General features: G+C 50.9%; 13 protein-coding genes and 1 tRNA gene. 9 read left to right on the top strand and 5 right to left on the bottom strand.

The genetic code is table 11. The features are described from left to right. Positions 1 to 135: 135 nt before the first annotated feature. The 5 genes from BLW37_RS11520 (at position 136) to BLW37_RS11500 (ending at position 7,545) form a co-directional block, all read left to right on the top strand. On the top strand, positions 136 to 1,374 hold the full coding sequence (locus BLW37_RS11520) for an MFS transporter (RefSeq protein WP_091343014.1): 1,239 nt from the start codon (positions 136 to 138) through the stop codon (positions 1,372 to 1,374). A 35-nt stretch (positions 1,375 to 1,409) separates the two neighbouring features. Further along, positions 1,410 to 2,819: an MFS transporter gene (locus tag BLW37_RS11515; protein ID WP_281248659.1), complete on the top strand. Its 1,410-nt coding sequence runs from the start codon at positions 1,410 to 1,412 to the stop codon at positions 2,817 to 2,819. A gap of 147 nt (positions 2,820 to 2,966) precedes the next feature. Then, positions 2,967 to 3,794 carry a THxN family PEP-CTERM protein gene (locus BLW37_RS18620; protein WP_139243704.1) on the top strand — a complete coding sequence of 276 codons (828 nt, stop codon included), beginning with the start codon at positions 2,967 to 2,969 and terminating at the stop codon, positions 3,792 to 3,794. A 165-nt stretch (positions 3,795 to 3,959) separates the two neighbouring features. Further along, entirely contained in the window at positions 3,960 to 4,541 is a 582-nt protein-coding gene (ssb, locus tag BLW37_RS11505; RefSeq protein ID WP_091343010.1) for a single-stranded DNA-binding protein, read from the top strand. Then, on the top strand, positions 4,522 to 7,545 hold the full coding sequence (locus tag BLW37_RS11500) for a ligand-binding sensor domain-containing diguanylate cyclase (protein ID WP_091343008.1): 3,024 nt from the start codon (positions 4,522 to 4,524) through the stop codon (positions 7,543 to 7,545). The genes ssb and BLW37_RS11500 overlap by 20 nt, the downstream gene beginning before the upstream one ends. Before the next feature lie 2 nt (positions 7,546 to 7,547). Here the strand turns inward: BLW37_RS11500 and BLW37_RS11495 are convergent, their stop codons facing one another. The 3 genes from BLW37_RS11495 to BLW37_RS11485 form a co-directional block, all read right to left on the bottom strand. Then, positions 7,548 to 9,878 (bottom strand): EAL domain-containing protein, encoded by a 2,331-nt coding sequence (locus BLW37_RS11495; protein WP_091343007.1) that lies wholly within the window; start codon positions 9,876 to 9,878, stop codon positions 7,548 to 7,550. 189 nt (positions 9,879 to 10,067) lie between these two features. Then, complete coding sequence (locus BLW37_RS11490; RefSeq protein WP_091343005.1) at positions 10,068 to 10,805, bottom strand: DUF481 domain-containing protein; 738 nt, start codon at positions 10,803 to 10,805, stop codon at positions 10,068 to 10,070. Beyond that, a complete protein-coding gene (locus tag BLW37_RS11485) occupies positions 10,805 to 11,632 on the bottom strand; it encodes a mechanosensitive ion channel domain-containing protein (protein WP_091343166.1) in 828 nt (275 codons plus the stop codon). Before BLW37_RS11485 ends, BLW37_RS11490 begins: the two co-directional genes overlap by 1 nt. A 159-nt stretch (positions 11,633 to 11,791) precedes the next feature. On the opposite strand from BLW37_RS11485, the gene BLW37_RS11480 reads away from it, so the two are divergent. The 4 genes from BLW37_RS11480 (at position 11,792) to BLW37_RS11465 (ending at position 15,013) form a co-directional block, all read left to right on the top strand. Next, positions 11,792 to 11,867: transfer RNA gene (locus BLW37_RS11480), tRNA-His, on the top strand. Between the two features lie 69 nt (positions 11,868 to 11,936). Then, on the top strand, positions 11,937 to 12,473 hold the full coding sequence (locus tag BLW37_RS11475) for a DUF1285 domain-containing protein (protein ID WP_091343003.1): 537 nt from the start codon (positions 11,937 to 11,939) through the stop codon (positions 12,471 to 12,473). 153 nt (positions 12,474 to 12,626) lie between these two features. Beyond that, on the top strand, positions 12,627 to 13,910 hold the full coding sequence (locus tag BLW37_RS11470) for a metal-dependent hydrolase family protein (protein WP_091343001.1): 1,284 nt from the start codon (positions 12,627 to 12,629) through the stop codon (positions 13,908 to 13,910). A gap of 194 nt (positions 13,911 to 14,104) precedes the next feature. Next, positions 14,105 to 15,013, top strand: coding sequence for a hypothetical protein (locus BLW37_RS11465; RefSeq protein WP_091342999.1), 909 nt, complete (start codon positions 14,105 to 14,107; stop codon positions 15,011 to 15,013). 47 nt (positions 15,014 to 15,060) lie between these two features. On the opposite strand, the gene BLW37_RS11460 is transcribed toward BLW37_RS11465, so the two are convergent. Together BLW37_RS11460 and yihI are read right to left on the bottom strand one after the other, a co-directional pair. Continuing rightward, on the bottom strand, positions 15,061 to 15,525 hold the full coding sequence (locus BLW37_RS11460; RefSeq protein ID WP_091342997.1) for a DUF2489 domain-containing protein: 465 nt from the start codon (positions 15,523 to 15,525) through the stop codon (positions 15,061 to 15,063). Continuing rightward, positions 15,522 to 16,088 (bottom strand): Der GTPase-activating protein YihI, encoded by a 567-nt coding sequence (yihI, locus tag BLW37_RS11455; protein ID WP_091342996.1) that lies wholly within the window; start codon positions 16,086 to 16,088, stop codon positions 15,522 to 15,524. The genes BLW37_RS11460 and yihI overlap by 4 nt, the downstream gene beginning before the upstream one ends. Positions 16,089 to 16,355 lie beyond the last annotated feature (267 nt).

Raw genomic sequence — 16,355 nt, 5'->3', positions numbered from 1 at the left:
TGCACTCACTATACAATGAATTAAATTGCAATTGCAATCGATTGCAAAAGCAAATGTATTGGGTGTATAGTGGCAAAACAGGGTAAAAAAGCAGCAGGTAGCACAGCTGCCGCACTATAAAAAGAGACGACTACCATGAACCATCTGCGCATTAAAATGGCATTACTGCTGACCTATTTTGTCTTTGCTATCTTGCTAAACAGTGTTGGCACTGTGATTTTGCAGGTCATTCACAGCTTTCAGGTGAGCAAAGAAAGTGCCAGTTTGCTGGAAGGGTTTAAGGATATACCGATTGCGGTGGTGTCGTTTTTACTGGCGTCCTGGCTGCCACGCCTTGGCTATCAGCGCGCCATGATGATTGGCGTGACCATGGTGATGCTGGCTTGTATCGCCATGCCACTGTTGCCGGCATTCTGGACCACCAAGCTACTGTTCTTTACCGTCGGCTCCGCTTTTGCACTGGTCAAGGTCTCGGTCTATGCCAGCATTGGCCTTATTACCGAGAGCCGGGAGCAGCATGCGTCTTTGCTGAACTTTATCGAAGGCTTCTTTATGCTGGGTGTGTTATCCGGCTACTGGGTGTTTGCTGCTTTTATGAATCCGGCCGAGCCCGAGTCGCTTAGCTGGCTGCAGGTGTACTGGTTGCTGGCCGGGCTTTGTGTGCTCAATTTGTTGCTGCTGGCCAGCACGCCGATCCCAAAAGTGCCACTGGAGCCCACACGCAGCGCCCGGCAGGATTTTGTGAGCATGCTGCAGCTGCTGGTCCTGCCGCTGGTGCTGGTGTTTATTGTCTCCGCGTTTTTATACGTGGTGCTGGAGCAGGGCATCGGTACCTGGCTGCCTACCTTTAATAACCAGGTGCTGCAGCTGCCGAACCAGCTCAGTGTGCAATTAACCAGCATCTTTGCCGCCAGCCTGGCACTGGGCCGGCTGCTGGCAGGCGTCGTCCTGCGCCATTTGTCATGGTATGCCCTGGTCAATCTGTGCCTGCTTGGCATGGCCGCTCTGATGCTGCTGATCCTCCCTATGACCCGGGATGTGGTGGTGTCTGAAACAGTGCACTTGTGGAATGCCCCGCTGGCGGCTTACCTGTTCCCGCTAATTGGTCTTTTTATGGCGCCGGTCTACCCCATTATCAGCTCGGTGATGTTAAGCGCACTGCCCAAAGCCCGCCATGCCGCCATGACCGGTCTGATTGTGGTGTTCTCCGCCCTTGGCGGCACCACCGGTTCGATGATCACCGGCCTGACCTTTGCCCGCTTCGATGGCCAGACTGCCTTTTACTTGTCGCTAGTGCCGCTTAGCCTGTTGCTGCTTAGCCTACTACTGCTGCATCGCTGGCACCGCCAGGGGCCAGTGCCAACCACCACCTGACACGCATCAGGACCGATGCACCTTGTGCGCTGGCTGTGGTATACTCCGGCGCTGCTGTCACAACCATTCAAAGGCTTATGCAACCGACATCGCATCAGTTAACCTCTGCCGAGAAAAAAGCCGCCGCAGCGCTGGCGTTGATTTTTTCCAGCCGGATGCTGGGCCTGTTTATGTTGCTGCCGGTATTTGCCATTTATGGCACCGAGCTGGCCGGTTTTTCCCCGCTGTGGATTGGTTTAGCCATTGGTGCCTATGGCTTTACCCAGGCGCTGCTGCAAATCCCGATGGGTTGGTTATCCGATAAAATTGGCCGCCATCAGGTGATGTTGCTCGGCCTTGGCCTGTTTGCGCTGGGCTCCGTGGTAGCGGCCCTGGCCGACTCCGTCTATATGGTGACCTTTGGCCGGGTGCTGCAAGGGGCCGGTGCCATTGCCGGCGCTGTGTTGGCACTGGCAGCCGATCTGACCCGCGAAGAGCAGCGCCCCAAGGTGATGGCTATCATTGGTATGAGCATTGGTCTGTCGTTTGCCGCGGCTATGGTGCTGGGGCCGATGATCGCCGCCCGTGCGGGTTTAAGTGGTGTGTTCTGGTTCACTGCAGCGATGGCCCTGCTGGCGATGGGGCTGGTGCTACGTACCCCCAAAGCCATCCATCAGGCGCCACAGCGCGAAACCCTGGCGGTACCGGCTTTGCTTGGCAAACTGCTGCGCTCGCCCCAACTGCTGCGGTTGAATCTGGGTATCATGCTGCTGCACTTTTTACTGACCGCACTCTTTATTGCTTTACCGCAGCAACTGCTGGCACTGGATTTTGGCAGTGACGCGCACTGGCACCTCTATTTGCCGGTGTTGTTTGGCTCCTTTGTGCTGATGGTACCGATGATTATCATCAGTGTTCGTAAGCAACAAGAGATTGCTTTTTTCCGGCTGGCATTGGTGCTGTTATTCAGCGCTACTCTGCTGTTCTGGCTAGGCGCGGCGCAACTGCCGCTGCTGGCAGCAGCCTTGCTGCTGTTTTTCACCGGCTTTAATTATCTTGAGGCCAGTTTGCCCGCCTTGCTGTCTCGCCAGGCACCAGCCGGCCAAAAAGGCACCGCCATGGGGCTCTATTCCAGTGCGCAGTTTTTCGGCGCCTTTTTAGGTGGTCTGGCCGGTGGTCTGGTGGCAAGCAAGTTTGGCCTACCAGCGGTCTTTCTACTCAGCACCCTGCTTACCATCGGCTGGCTTGCCTCAACCGTCGGTATGTCCGTACCAGCCAAAGCAGAGCGACTCAGCATTGATCTGAGCAATAAAACCAGCCGTGAAGCAGAGGCGCTGTTGTTGCAACTGACCGGGCTGCCCGGTGTGCTGGAAGCAACCCTGGTGCCCGAGGAGCAGCGCTGTTATTTGAAAGTACAAGCTGGCAGTTTTGATTACCAGCAACTGCAGTCACTGCAGGCTAGCTGATGTCAGTTTTGTTTACATAGCTTGACACCTCCTGGACTGGTTGTTTTATAACCAACTGAATTGGCGCTATATAAAAAGTTGGCATCTTCTATGCAATTTCCTTGTTGCCTGGGCTCAACGCCCAACCATTAGAAAAGGAAGACAACAATGAAGACACAACATAAAACAACCTTAGGACTGTTGGCAGGCGCGGCCTGCTTGTTGTCAGCTCAAGCCTTCGCAGCGCCCATCTCCTCATTCGACTTTACTGTCGGGGGTGGTTTTGTCGGTGGTTCAGCCACCTGTAATGACGCTAGCGACTGTGTAACCTATGCCAATACAGATCCTCTGTCCGGGGACTTTTTAAATATCACTTGGGGCACTCCCTTCTCAAGTGGCGGACAAACCAGTGGCCTGGAAATTGAACACGACCCCTTTGGTCTTGGCGCTATTTCGGTAGGTGCTGGGCCTCAGGTGATTGGTTCTTTCAGCCACGCAAACTTTGTCTTATTGCTTGATGGCGGCTGGATGGACTATGTGCAGCTCTCCGGTATTTTTAATCTGTTTGATCCAGACAGCAATCCGATTGTGTCCATACCACAGCTAAACAATCTGGCTTTTTACGAGACACTGAACACACCACCCTGCGATGATCCTTTCCCTGGTGGCAACGCAACAAACTGTGATGATGTGTTTACCACTGAAATCCTGGCAGGAGCCTTTGATTTCACCATCGGTGATTACATCTATACCTTTAGCTTTGGCTTTGAAGCCGGTCCTGGTTTAACTGGCTTCACTATAGATACCTGGGATTTTGGCTTTGGTGATGGCCCGGTTGATGTGGTACGGATCTGGACCCGGGAAAATGGTGTCAGTACCATTTATACTACGGCCTCCATTACCGCACGTTCAGTACCAGAACCTGGAACGTTGGCCTTATTTGGTTTGTCTTTAGTGGGCATGGGTGCTTATGCCCGCCGCAGAAAACAAAGCTAATTCTTACCGTGTAACTACCTTAAAAGAGGCTGATGATGACAGCCTCTTTTTTATTGGCTTTTTCCAGCTTGAATGCCCTGACACCATGGTATACTCTGAGAACAAACGCGATAAGGCCTGACTGTAAAATGGTTAGGATTAGTGACCAGCGAGGAGAATAAATTCATGGCACGTGGTGTAAATAAAGTCATCTTGGTAGGAAACCTGGGCGCTGACCCGGAAGTGCGATATATGCCACAAGGCGGTGCAGTTGCCAATCTAAGCATTGCAACCTCAGAAAGCTGGAAAGACAAAAACACCGGTGAAATGAAAGAACAAACCGAATGGCACCGGGTGGTGATCTACCAGCGCCTGGCTGAAATTGCGGGTGAGTACCTGCGCAAAGGCTCCAAAGTCTACCTGGAAGGTAAACTGAAAACCCGCAAATGGACCGATAAAGACAACATCGAACGCTACACCACCGAAATCGTCGCCAGTGAAATGCAAATGCTGGATGGACGCAACGAAGGACAGAGCATGGGTGGTGGCTATCAGGGCCAACAGCAGGCGCCAGCTCAATCGCGCGCTCCGCAACAAACGGCTGCTCCACAACAAAGCAACTTCCAGCAGCAAGCCCCTGCTGGTGGTTATCAGCAGAATCCGCAAGCAGGCTATCAGCAAAGTCAACCGGCTCAGCGGCCACAAAGTCAGCAACAACGTCCGCCGATGGAACCGCCGATCGACTTTGATGATGATATTCCGTTCTGATTTCTTTGTTACTCCGGGCCCGCACCTCTTGGTAAGGGCTCTTGGTCGTACGCTGGGTGCCTTACTTGGCACCCTCTGCTGTCTCTTAAGCTTACCACTTGTTGCTGTCCCCCAAAGCGACTCTTTGCAACACTTTTTCCTTGAACAGTGGACCACCCGTGATGGTTTGCCCCACAATACCATCAACAGCATCGTGCAAACCGACGATGGTTATTTATGGTTTGCCACCTGGGAAGGGATTGCCCGCTATAATGGCCGCAGCTTTACGCTGTTTGATCGTAGTGCCAGCACCGGCTTGCCGGACTCGGGCATCTTTGCTTTGTATGCCGCCAGTGACAATACACTGATTGCCGGTGGTTCGCGCGGAGGGCTGGTCCGCTACCAACAAAACCAATGGACACCACTCCCCCTGGCTGGTGCTTTGGTACGGGCAGTCCTGCAAGACCAACAGCAACGCTTATGGATCGCCACCGAAAGTGCAGGCCTCTGGCGACAAGAACCCGATGGCCAGCGATACCGGATTAGCGGCAGCAGTGGTTTGAACTATGAAGCCATGTATAGCCTGGCGGAGGGCCAGCAGGGCAGAGTGTGGGTGGGTTCAGCCGAAGGGCTTTTCCTTGTTCGGGATAATCATGTCAGGCATTTCCTAACAGCCGATGGCTTACCGGCCGGCCCGGCATTTAGTATCGCGCTCAATGCTCAAGAGCAAACCATCGTTGCAACAGAGCAGGGGGTCTTTATTGGTGATGAGCGACAAGGATTTCAGTTATTACATCCTGAACTGACCATGGCTGCATCGGCCTTGTTGGTCGAAGGTGATACGCTTTGGATTGGTACACTAAGTGATGGGTTATTTCGCTACAATCCAGCTGGGTTGGAGGCCCTGGGCACTGACAGCAACAAACCAGCCAACCGGATCCTGGCATTGCGCAAAGATAATGAGGGCAGCTTGTGGGTAGGTACCAATGGCGGTTTATTCCGTCTACGCAATGCCCCTTTTACCTCGATTACCACACAACATGGTCTGGCCGATAATTTTGTGCGGGCCGTGCTGCCTCTGGCGGACGGTTCGGTGCTGGCAGGCACCAGCCGTGGCGTTGCCCAGATCCGCAACCAACTGGCAGAGCCTTTTGACCACCCGGAGCCATTTTTACGCGAATCCATCCTGAGTATGGCAGAAGATCAGGATGGACAACTCTGGTTTGGCAGTTATGCCTATGGCCTGCTAACCATTGCACCGGATGGCAGCAGTCGTTTGTTTGACCGCAACGATGGGCTTTGGACCAACGAAGTGCGCTCCATCCTACCCGCTGCCGATGGCAGTGTCTGGATTGGCACCTCGCGTGGATTAAACCGCTGGCAACAGGGGCGGATGGAGCGGCTGGATACAGAGTCTGGCCTGCCTGGAAATTACATTATGGCCCTGTATCAAAGCAGTGATGGTCGCATCTGGATTGGGACTGGAACCGGCGTTGCTTACTGGCAGGATGGTGACATTCATACGCTCAATTTATACAGCCAAGATGGCGCGGAGTTTGCTTTTGGATTTCTCGAGCTACCCCAGCAAAAGTTTCTGTGGATGGCAACGGATCGGGGGCTGGTGCGTTATGATTTAAATACCGGCACACTTGCCAACATAGGCCGAAGCGCAGGGCTGCCGTTTGATAAGTATTTTCAGATCGTCGCTGATAGGCAAAACAATCTGTGGCTCACCAGTAACCGTGGCATCCTGCAGTTCTCACTGCAGGATGCCCTAGCCGTGCTGAACAACCAAAAGTCCATTCTGCCATTCGAGCATTTTTCCGAGGGTGATGGCATGCTGAGTGCCCAGGCCAATGGTGGATCGAATCCTGCAGCTGCTCTGCATCCAGATGGCTCGGTCTGGGTGGCCACCGCTGGTGGCGCGGTATTTTCTCACCCAGAGCGGCTTAGCAGCTTTTCGGCTTTTATACCACCGGTCGTGATAGAGCAGATTCGGGTGGATGGTGAATTGCAACAGCCGATTGGTCCGTTACAGCTTGCTGCTGGTACCCAGCGTATTGAGCTCTATTATGCCGGCCTAGGCTTTGTTTTGCCGCAACACATCCAGTACCGCACCCGTCTGATTGGTTTCGATAGCGACTGGGTTGAGCGGGGGCAACAACCTTATGCTGAATTAACCAACCTGGCTCCTGGAAACTATACCTTTGAAGTGATTGCAGCTTATCCCGGTGGAGCCTGGAGTGAGCAAGCTGCTGCCCTGACCTTCTCTATTGCTCCACATCTGTGGCAACGGCCGGGGTTTTGGTTATTGATGCTGGCATTGCTATCGCTTGCTTTGCTGCTACTGTTTCGAATGCGCCTGCGTAGACTGGAGCTGGCTGCCCTCGAGTTAAAGCGCCAGGTCGCGGAGAAAACGGCTCAATTGCAATTAAAAGCGGACCACCTCGAGCAGACCAACACAGAAAAATCCGGCTTACTTGAGCAGCTTCGACTGCAATCGGAAGCCTTCGCCAAACAAGCAAGGCAGGACCCCTTAACAGGCTTAGCCAATCGCCGGGTTTTTGATGAAGTACTGTTGCAGGAATTTAATCGCGCCAAACGACACCAGCACCCGTTATGCCTGGCACTGATCGATATTGATTTCTTTAAACAGGTCAATGATCGCTGGTCGCACTCGGTCGGTGATGAAGTACTCATTCGGGTTGGCCGCAGCTTGCAGCAACAGTGCCGCAACACAGATACCGTATCACGTTGGGGTGGTGAAGAGTTTGCCTTGCTGCTGCCTGAAACCGGTTTACCTGAAGTACTGCAGCTGTGTGAGCGTTTACGCAGCCAGATCAGCCAGCTTGATTTCTCCGATATTGCCAGTGATCTTCGTATCACTGTCAGCATCGGTGTTGCCGAGTGCCAGGATAGTACGAGGGCCGATCGCTTACTTGGTCTGGCCGATAAAGCCCTGTATCAGGCCAAAGCAAAAGGTCGTAATCAGGTCTGCGTCAGTCACGCACAGAACAGAACCTAACGTCAGCACTCTTGCTGTTTCAACCCTTGCAATACCAAAGCAGCAAAATCATCTGCGGGCAAAGGCCTGGAAAATAGATAGCCCTGAAACTCATCGCAACCAATCTGTTTAAGAAAATCATGCTGTGCCTGATGCTCAACTCCTTCAGCCAGCACTTCAAAACCCAGGGTGTGTGCCAAAGTGATAATGGCTTTGCAAATTTCAGCATCTTGCTGATGCTCTGGTAATTGATCAATAAAGCTCTTATCGATTTTTAGTACATCCAGCGGCAAGGCTTTCAGATACGCCAACGAAGAGTAACCGGTACCAAAGTCGTCAATCGCCAGACGAATGCCCAGTTGCTTTAACCGCTGCAGTAAACCGATTGCATCAGCATGCTGTGTGATTAAAGCACTTTCGGTCATTTCCAGCTCCAATAAGGAAGCTTCAAAGCCTGTGCTAAGCAGGGTATCAGCGATATGCTGCGCCAAACCCTCACGTTGAAACTGGTGAGCAGAAACATTCACAGCAATGCGCAAATTACCTAGCCCGAGTTGCTGCCAAAGCACTCCTTGCCGGCAACTTTGCTGAATCACCCAAAGGCCAATGTCATGAATCAACCCCGTCTGTTCAGCGATTGGAATAAAGCGGTTTGGCCCAATCAGCCCTTCAACCGGATCTTGCCAACGGATTAGCGCCTCAGCGCCTACAATTTGCCCTGTTGCAAGTTGAACCTGTGGCTGGTAATAGAGCTCCAAATGCTGCTCTAAGATCGCGGCTCTTAGACGGGATTCCAGCATGAGCCGCTCCCTGGCACTTTGTGTTAAGCCGTCAGTATAGTAAGCACTATTATTGCGTCCTTCACTCTTTGCCTTATACAACGCGGCATCCGCGCCTTGGAGCAAGGCTTCTGCACTTAGATCATGCAGCGGATACAAACTAATGCCGGCACTGGCGCTTAACTTCACCTCCATACCGTTGCTTAAGGTCCAGATACGGTGAATGCATTGCAGCAACTTATTGGCTACTCGGGCAGCATCTTCCGGCTGAGCTATATCATCAATCTGCACCGCATATTCATCCCCCCCCAACCGAGCCAGGTAGTCGGCAGGTCGCAACACAGCTTTCAATTGTTGGGTGAGTTGTTGCAACAGCTCATCACCAATACTATGGCCATAGCTGTCATTGATATTCTTAAAATGATCCACATCCAAAATAATCACGGCAATCAGCTGAGTCCGACGCTCAGCCCGCTCAATGGCCTGCGTTAACTGGCGAACAAAGGACGCTCTGTTTGGCAAATCGGTCAGCGCATCATGGTGTGCAAGATAGGCGACCTGCTGCTCGTGTTTTTTTTGTTCCGTCAGATCTATATCGATGCAATACATCTGCGGCGGCTTGTCTGGCAATTGTACCAAGGCATGTGAAGAAAATACTGTCACCAGACTACCATCCTTTCGTTCAAGCATTAGCTCCGCGGAGGGAATGGGTCGCCCCGTTGTCATCATGTGATCAATGGCCGCTTTGACATCATTTGCCATCGTGGCCGGAATGATTAAATCCAGCAGATTTTTACCCAAGGCCTCTTTTGGCGTATAACCATAGATGCGCTCACTGGCACGGTTCCAGTAAATGGTGGTACCGTCAGCCTCATAGCCCTGTATAGAAATAGCGGCCTCACTATCCAGCAAGGCCTGAAACTTCAAGTTAGCAGCCCGCAGCTCATGCTCAATGTTTTTTAAGTCATTAATGTCTTCAATAATTGAAATATAAAAAGGTTGGCCAAAGGCTGGGTTATCCACTTTTCGCACTCCCAGTCGGCACCAGATATAACGCCCGTCTTTATGACGATAACGCTTTTCCATGCTGTACTCACGTCGCACGCCGGTTTTTAACTGCTCTAGCTGGGTGATATCCTTGGATAAGTCTTCTGGATGGCTGATCTGTTGGAATGTCATTGCCTGCAATTCCAACTGGCTATAACCCAAGATTTGCTGCAAGCGATCATTGGTTCTAAGCCACTGCCCAGAAAGGCTGACGTGTGCAATCCCAACGTTGGCCAGCTCAAAAGTTTGCTCAAACAACTGCCTGGCCTGGGCCGATTGTTTTTCTGCAGATTGCCGCTGTTTGAGCAAAACCCAGGCCAGAGCCGCAGTAAAGCCAACATAAAGCCAGCCTTTATAGGTCTGAAACTCACTGTATAATTCTGGATCCGAGACAATCACGCCAAGCAAATAGTCACTGCTGCTAATCCAAAGCACACCAAAAGTGAGATAAAGCAAAGCGCCAAGCCAAGGTTGCTGGCTGAGTTGGCCAGTACCGTTTGCCTGGCTTCCATTGGTAGACCATTGCATGCTTCACGCTTCCTTTTTCCAGGCCGAGATATACCCACATAATCTCAAGATGCAGGCTTCAGAATCTTGAGATTTATTGGTTAGACATCTAGCTTCTGATACAAATCAGCCAGTTAAGCATAGACTATATTTAGCAAAGGGGCAGATGAAGCAAAATAAGTATGCCAGCCCTCGCGGGCTGGCAATTATTCAGAATGAATAGACTAAGGTCAGTGAGGTTTGCGTATCAGTACGCTTTTTATCCACCGGCACATCGGTGTCATTTTGCACAGTAAAGGCTGCTTTCATTTGCATACGGCCATTGATACGTGCCGTTAGTGAGGTTTCCGCACTGGTTCTGGTGTTGTCATCACCATACTCAACGGTCAGGTCCTGGCGAAACTTGGCATTCTCACTGATTTGCCAACGATAAATAGCACCTGCCCGAGCCAGCAAACCACTTTCCGTTTCACCCAACGCGGTTTTGCCACGGGAATAACCCGGACCAATCTCGACGTTCAGACTGTGATCCACCAGGTCCAGCAAACGAGTACCATAACCGACAGCAAGTGTAGAATATTTCCGATAAGCACCGAACTTATCGTCGGTATGCCGAGCCAACGCGAACAAGGTGTCATGCTCAGTTTCCAGCTTAAACGCGCTCTTCACCGAAGCACTGAAACGTTCTGCCGTTCGCTCGCGTTCAGAACTGCCATCCGCCAGTCGCCTCTTGTCTTCTTTAAAAAAGGCGCTAAAGAGATACTCGTTGTCAAAACGCTCCAGCCGTTGCAGCGAATTCAGCCGGCCGGTTATGGAGGTCCCTTCGGTATTGCCCGAAGTGGTAATGGCTCCAAGTTCAGCAGACGAGGTCCACCCCAGTTCTTCTGCCTGACCATGAAAACCTGCAACCACCAACAACATGGCAGCTGCAGTCATCGAATACTTCATTAGTTCTCCTGCTTGTTGGAATGAAGATGCACATCCATTTGTGGAAACGGAATACCAATGCCCTGCTCATCAAAGGTCAGCTTCACTTTTTCCAGCGTCTCCCAATAAACACCCCAATAATCAGCCGCATTAACCCAAGGCCGAACCAGAATGTTGACCGAAGAATCCGCCAGCTCACCAATCGCGATAACTGGAGCAGGCTCAGCTAAGACTCGCTCATCAGCTGCCAGGATATCCGCCAGAATCTGCTTGGCTTTGCGTAAATCCGAATCGTAACTGATGCCAATGACTAAATCCACCCGACGGGTTGGCTCGGCAGAGAAGTTGGTGATGGCACTACCGGTAATTTGCGCATTGGGGATAAGCACTTTTTTGTTATCAGGTGTTTTTAGTATGGTCTGGAAAATCTCTATCTTATCCACTGTCCCCATCACACCACCGGCATCAATAAAGTGCCCTGCTTTGAAGGGACGGAAAATGATGATCAAGACACCGGACGCAAAGTTTGCCAGGGAACCTTGCAACGCCAGGCCAACCGCCAAACCGGCAGCACCCAAAATAGCAATGAAGGAAGTGGTTTGCACACCGATATGCGACAGTGCCATCAACAAGACGGCGATCATGATCAGGGTATAAACAATGCTTCCAAGGAAACTGACCACAGCCTTGTCGATTGAGCGTCCAAGCAAGGCCCGCTCCATAACACCGGTAATGCCTTTGGCAATCCAGCGACCAATCACAAAGATGACCAAAGCAAACACAATACTAATCAGATGGTGGTACACCACCTCCTGATTTTCCGTGACAAAATTCGTTACTTCATCCATAAACGTCTCCAGCAGGTTTTTGTTAATTATCGCAGAATAATAGCACAAGCTGTACCAGCTCAAATCGCAATGTACCTGATCCATGGATATTTTTCCCGGGCAGGAAAAAAAGTTTGGTACCAGGCGTTATTTTCGCTAAAATACCCGCCACGCAAAGTGGTGACTGTAGCTCAGTTGGTAGAGCCCCGGATTGTGATTCCGGTTGTCGTGGGTTCGAGCCCCATCAGTCACCCCATTCTTCTTCTTTTATTTCCTGCCAAATTTCCGCTAAGCTTGACTCCCGAAGAGCAAAACGGTTTTTTTCATGCTAAGTTTGCAAGCTTTGCAGCAACAACTGGAGCAACAGCAAGCTCCACTGGAAAGCTGGGATCCTCCTTTTTGTGGAGATATGGCGCTCCGCATTGCTCAGGATGGTCAGTGGCTATATCAGAATAGTCCGATTGGCCGTTTGCCTCTGGTTAAGTTATTCGCTTCCGTACTGGTCAAAGAGGGTCAGGAGTATTTCCTGAAAACGCCGGTGGAAAAAGTACGTATTCAGGTCGAAGACGTGCCTTTTCTTATCCACAGCTGGCATTGGCAACAAACCTCTGCCGGCCTGGCACTGATTGCGGTTACCAATCTGGGCGATCAGCTCATTATTAGCCATCAACATCCTATCCGATTGCAGGCCTATCAAGAGCAACAGGTGCCCTACATCGGGTTATGGCGTGGTTTAGAGGCAAGGTTGAGTCGCAATGTCTATTACCAATGGATAGAGCAGGCTCAGCAATGCAAGCAAGCTAATCCCAACCAGCTGTGGCTGCAAAGTGCCGACTATCGATTTTTACTCGGAGAACTGTGAGTCTTTTTAAAAACTGAAGCCTGCCAACATAAGTGATACTGTAACAAAGACACCGACTTAAACAGTCAAATGCCGCTATTTGTCGCATTCACCTTGCTGTGAGTAAAAATACTGCCAGATTAAGAGTTGTCTTTAATAAGTCATTCTGGAGTCATGATGTTACGTCCAACTTTATTAGCGGTCGGTGTATTACTCGCCTGTAGCTCAGTCCAGGCAGCGACCTTCATCCATGCCGGTAAGCTTATTACCGCCGAAGATAACCGGATCCTGAATAACCAGACCATTGTTATTGAAAATGGCATCATTCAGCGCGTTGAAGCAGGATTTTTGTCACCAGCGGCGACGGATGCACTGATAGATTTGCGCCAGCATACGGTGATGCCCGGTTTGATGGACATGCATACCCACTTCTCAACTCAGATCAGCGCCACTTCCTATGCGGAAGGTTTTCGGATGAATGAGGCCGATTATGCTTTGCGTGGTGCAACCTTTGCCAATAAAACGCTGTTATCCGGCTTTACCACGGTACGGGAGCTAGGTGACAGCCATCATGTAAGCGTGGCACTGAAGAACGCCATTGCCAATGGTTATGTGCAGGGCCCCCGTATTTTTGCGGCGGGTAAATCGCTGGCCACCACCGGTGGCCATGCCGATCCAACCAATGGTATTTCCTTTCGTCGCATGGGCGATCCCGGGCCAGTCGAAGGCGTGATCAATAGCCCCGACCAAGCACGCAAAGCTGTGCGCCAACGCTACAAAGAAGGCTCAGATTTAATCAAAATTACTGCCACCGGCGGCGTCTTAAGCGTGGCAGCCAGCGGCATGAATGCTCAATTTACTGAAGAAGAAATTCAGGCCGTAGTCGCAACAGCTCGTGATTACGGCTTTAAGGTAGCTGCGCATGCACATGGTAAAGAAGGCATGGAGCGAGCCATACGGGCCGGCGTAGACTCGATTGAGCATGGTACTTACATGGACGATGCCACCATGGCTTTGATGAAACAACACGGTACATACTATGTACCAACCATCAGTGCAGGTAAGTTTGTCGCTGATATGGCGGTCATGCCAGGTTTCTTCCCTGAGCTGGTGCGTCCCAAAGCACTGGAGATTGGTCCCTTAATCCAGGATACCTTTGCCAGGGCATGGCAAGCCGGCGTTAAAATTGCTTTTGGTACCGATGCCGGAGTTGGCCCACACGGCGACAACTGGAAGGAATTTGTCTACATGACCGAGGCGGGCATGCCAGCCATAGAAGCAATTCGCTCTGCCACTTACCATGGTGCTCAGCTGCTGGGTGTGAGTGATCAGCTCGGCACGATTACAGCCGGCAAAAAAGCCGATCTGGTTGCTGTACCCGGAAATCCACTGGAAAACATCGGGTTGATGGGACAAGTTAGCTTTGTGATGAAGGATGGCGTGATTTACAAGCAATAACTATCAGGCCCACCGGTGTTCGCCTGCTGGTGGGCTTATAGACAAATTTTAAGCATTTGAGCAAACAATGACCAAACTAATGTCAATATTTATTACACAGCAAAAACCACTGCATCGTAATGATATGAATTTTAATAAGATATAAATATGGCACCTATGTTGCTTAACCCCGCCAACATTAAAGGGAAAAGCGCATGAAAATTAACAATTACATCTTACCACTAACTATTCTTACCGCTGTGGGCAGTACCCAGGCCATCGCAAATATTATTGACTTTGATATAACTACTGATGCATCTGTGCATTTTCATGGTGAAATTGCGAATTGGGATTCGAGCAGTGGCACCACGGATAGTCTGGCGATAGCCGAAATAGTGAATCTATTTGAAACCCCAACTTCAGCCACGGCTCGCTCAGAAGGCAATGACTCAGGAAAATTCTTCCTGCAAGGGGATGTCCTGCATAATGGTGCCTGGTTTGGTGCAGATAGCAGTTTGGTCCAAAATCTGGTCTTTCAAAATCAAACTGGCATGGATCAGTCCTATCATTTCAACTTTACCATTGAGCAAGGCATGCTGGCGCTTTTTGGCGCTTTGCAGCCTGAGGATGACCTCCATCCGAGCCACCATGTGGAAGCTTCCTATCAGGCCGACATCCTGTTAAACGGCCAAAGCATCTGGACCAGCAGAGCATGGCTTCAGAGCACTTCAAGCGGCTTGTCACTAACCACGGAAGGGACCGTCCTTACTGCGAACCTTGAGCAAACTCTGCTGGATGATAGTTGGCTGGCAGAAGCGTACCGCTGGGATGCACAGAGCTTTCAGCTCAACCTTGGCCAATTAGCGGCAGGAGCAAGTTTTGAGCTAAGTTATCAGGTAAGCGCCTATATTGGCGGACGTCCGGCATCTGCCAGCTGTCAGGAATGGCAATGCGGTGGCCACTACTATTTTGGCGACCCTTTCAGCTTTGGTGGCGCCATGTTAAATAACAGCAATTTTAGCATCGCCAATCAAGAACCAACGCCCGTGAATACGCCGGCAACCTTTGGCTCAATGTTGCTGGGTCTGTTGGTACTGACCCGACTGCGTCGCCGTAGTTTTTAACAAGTTAGCGCAAGGCTTTACCACTCAAACGGTAAAGCCACTTCTGTTTAGCCAGACACCTGAGCCCGGTACTGGCTAAGCAGCTTCTCGACATCAGCCAGGATAAAATCTTTTAAATCCACTTCGGCTTTTTCACGGATTTTATCCAACTGCCGTATATGTGCCTTATCGTGTTGTTTACGGGCTTTATGAGTTGGCATATCTTTCACCACCTCATACATCTGGCAAATTCCAGGGTACTCGGTCACAGGATCGGCTTTGTCAGCCAGCTCCAGATGATCCAGCAGCACCCAAACCCTTAAAGCGCCTTCCGATAACTCACATTGTTCCGCTTGCATGGCCCGGCTAATCAGCACGATGCTATCAATCAGGTATTGGTTTTTCTTTTGCTTTGTCTGCTCCGCTTGCTGACTTTGCATCCTGACCAGCAGCAGTAAACGTCCGGCGTAAAAGGCCAAACCAGCAATAATCGCGGCCCCGGCCAATAACAAAATCCACCACAACCAACTCATCCATTTTCCTCATCATCATCGGATAACAACTGCGCACGCCAGTCGGTACGCTCAAACTCAGCCAGAGGATCAAGCGGCTCGTCATCATCTGCCAGCCCCAGCTGCTGCAGTAATTGTTCGTAGCGCTCGGTCATTCGGTTAAAGTACTTGGCATCTTTGCCTGTTAGCACCTCTTCGCGCTCTACCCGCTCAAGCAGCTGTTGCAAATACGAGTCTTGCTCTAGTTGTGCCAGCTCCTGCTCTGGTGTTAAGGTCGCAGCCGCAACCGCCTTAGCAACCGACGCTTTCGGTTGGATCGGCTTTAACAGCGGTTGTGCATCTGCGACATCCTCTGGCAATAATGGCACTGGCTTTTTACTGCCCAACCGTGGGTCCTTGTTTCCACTGTTGCCAGAAGGCTCCGATGCTTTTCGCAGTAACTGTGAATTGCGCTGGCCCGGCTTGCCACCAGATCCAGACTTTTTACTTTCTTCTTTGCGCTCGCGCTGCTTACGAACTTCTGCAGCCGGTAAAAAGCGTGGGCCATTATCGCCACTATTGCGAGTCTTCTTTTGACGTGTCATGTTTTGCTACCTGGTAAGCGCTTTTCGCAAAACGCTGCTAAAGCCGCTGATTGATGGGCTTTATTTTAACACATCCTCAGGGGATGCAAGGATAGTGGTGCGAAGAATTATGAATAAAGAAAAGGCGATAAGTTGCCTTATCGCCTCTGCCAGGTGTCTAAAGTGGACACTTCTTTCATCTGCTGCAGTCATAATGACCTGATTGGACAGCGCGTCCGAATGGTCCCTGGTATTATTTTGTAATATCCCTATGCAGCTTTTTTGTTA

The sequence above is a fragment of the Alkalimonas amylolytica genome (genome assembly GCF_900107845.1).
Taxonomy (GTDB): Bacteria; Pseudomonadota; Gammaproteobacteria; order Enterobacterales; family Alteromonadaceae; genus Alkalimonas; species Alkalimonas amylolytica.
The sequence above is the reverse complement of the archived record's forward strand: the minus strand, read 5'-3'. Positions and strand labels throughout refer to the sequence as shown.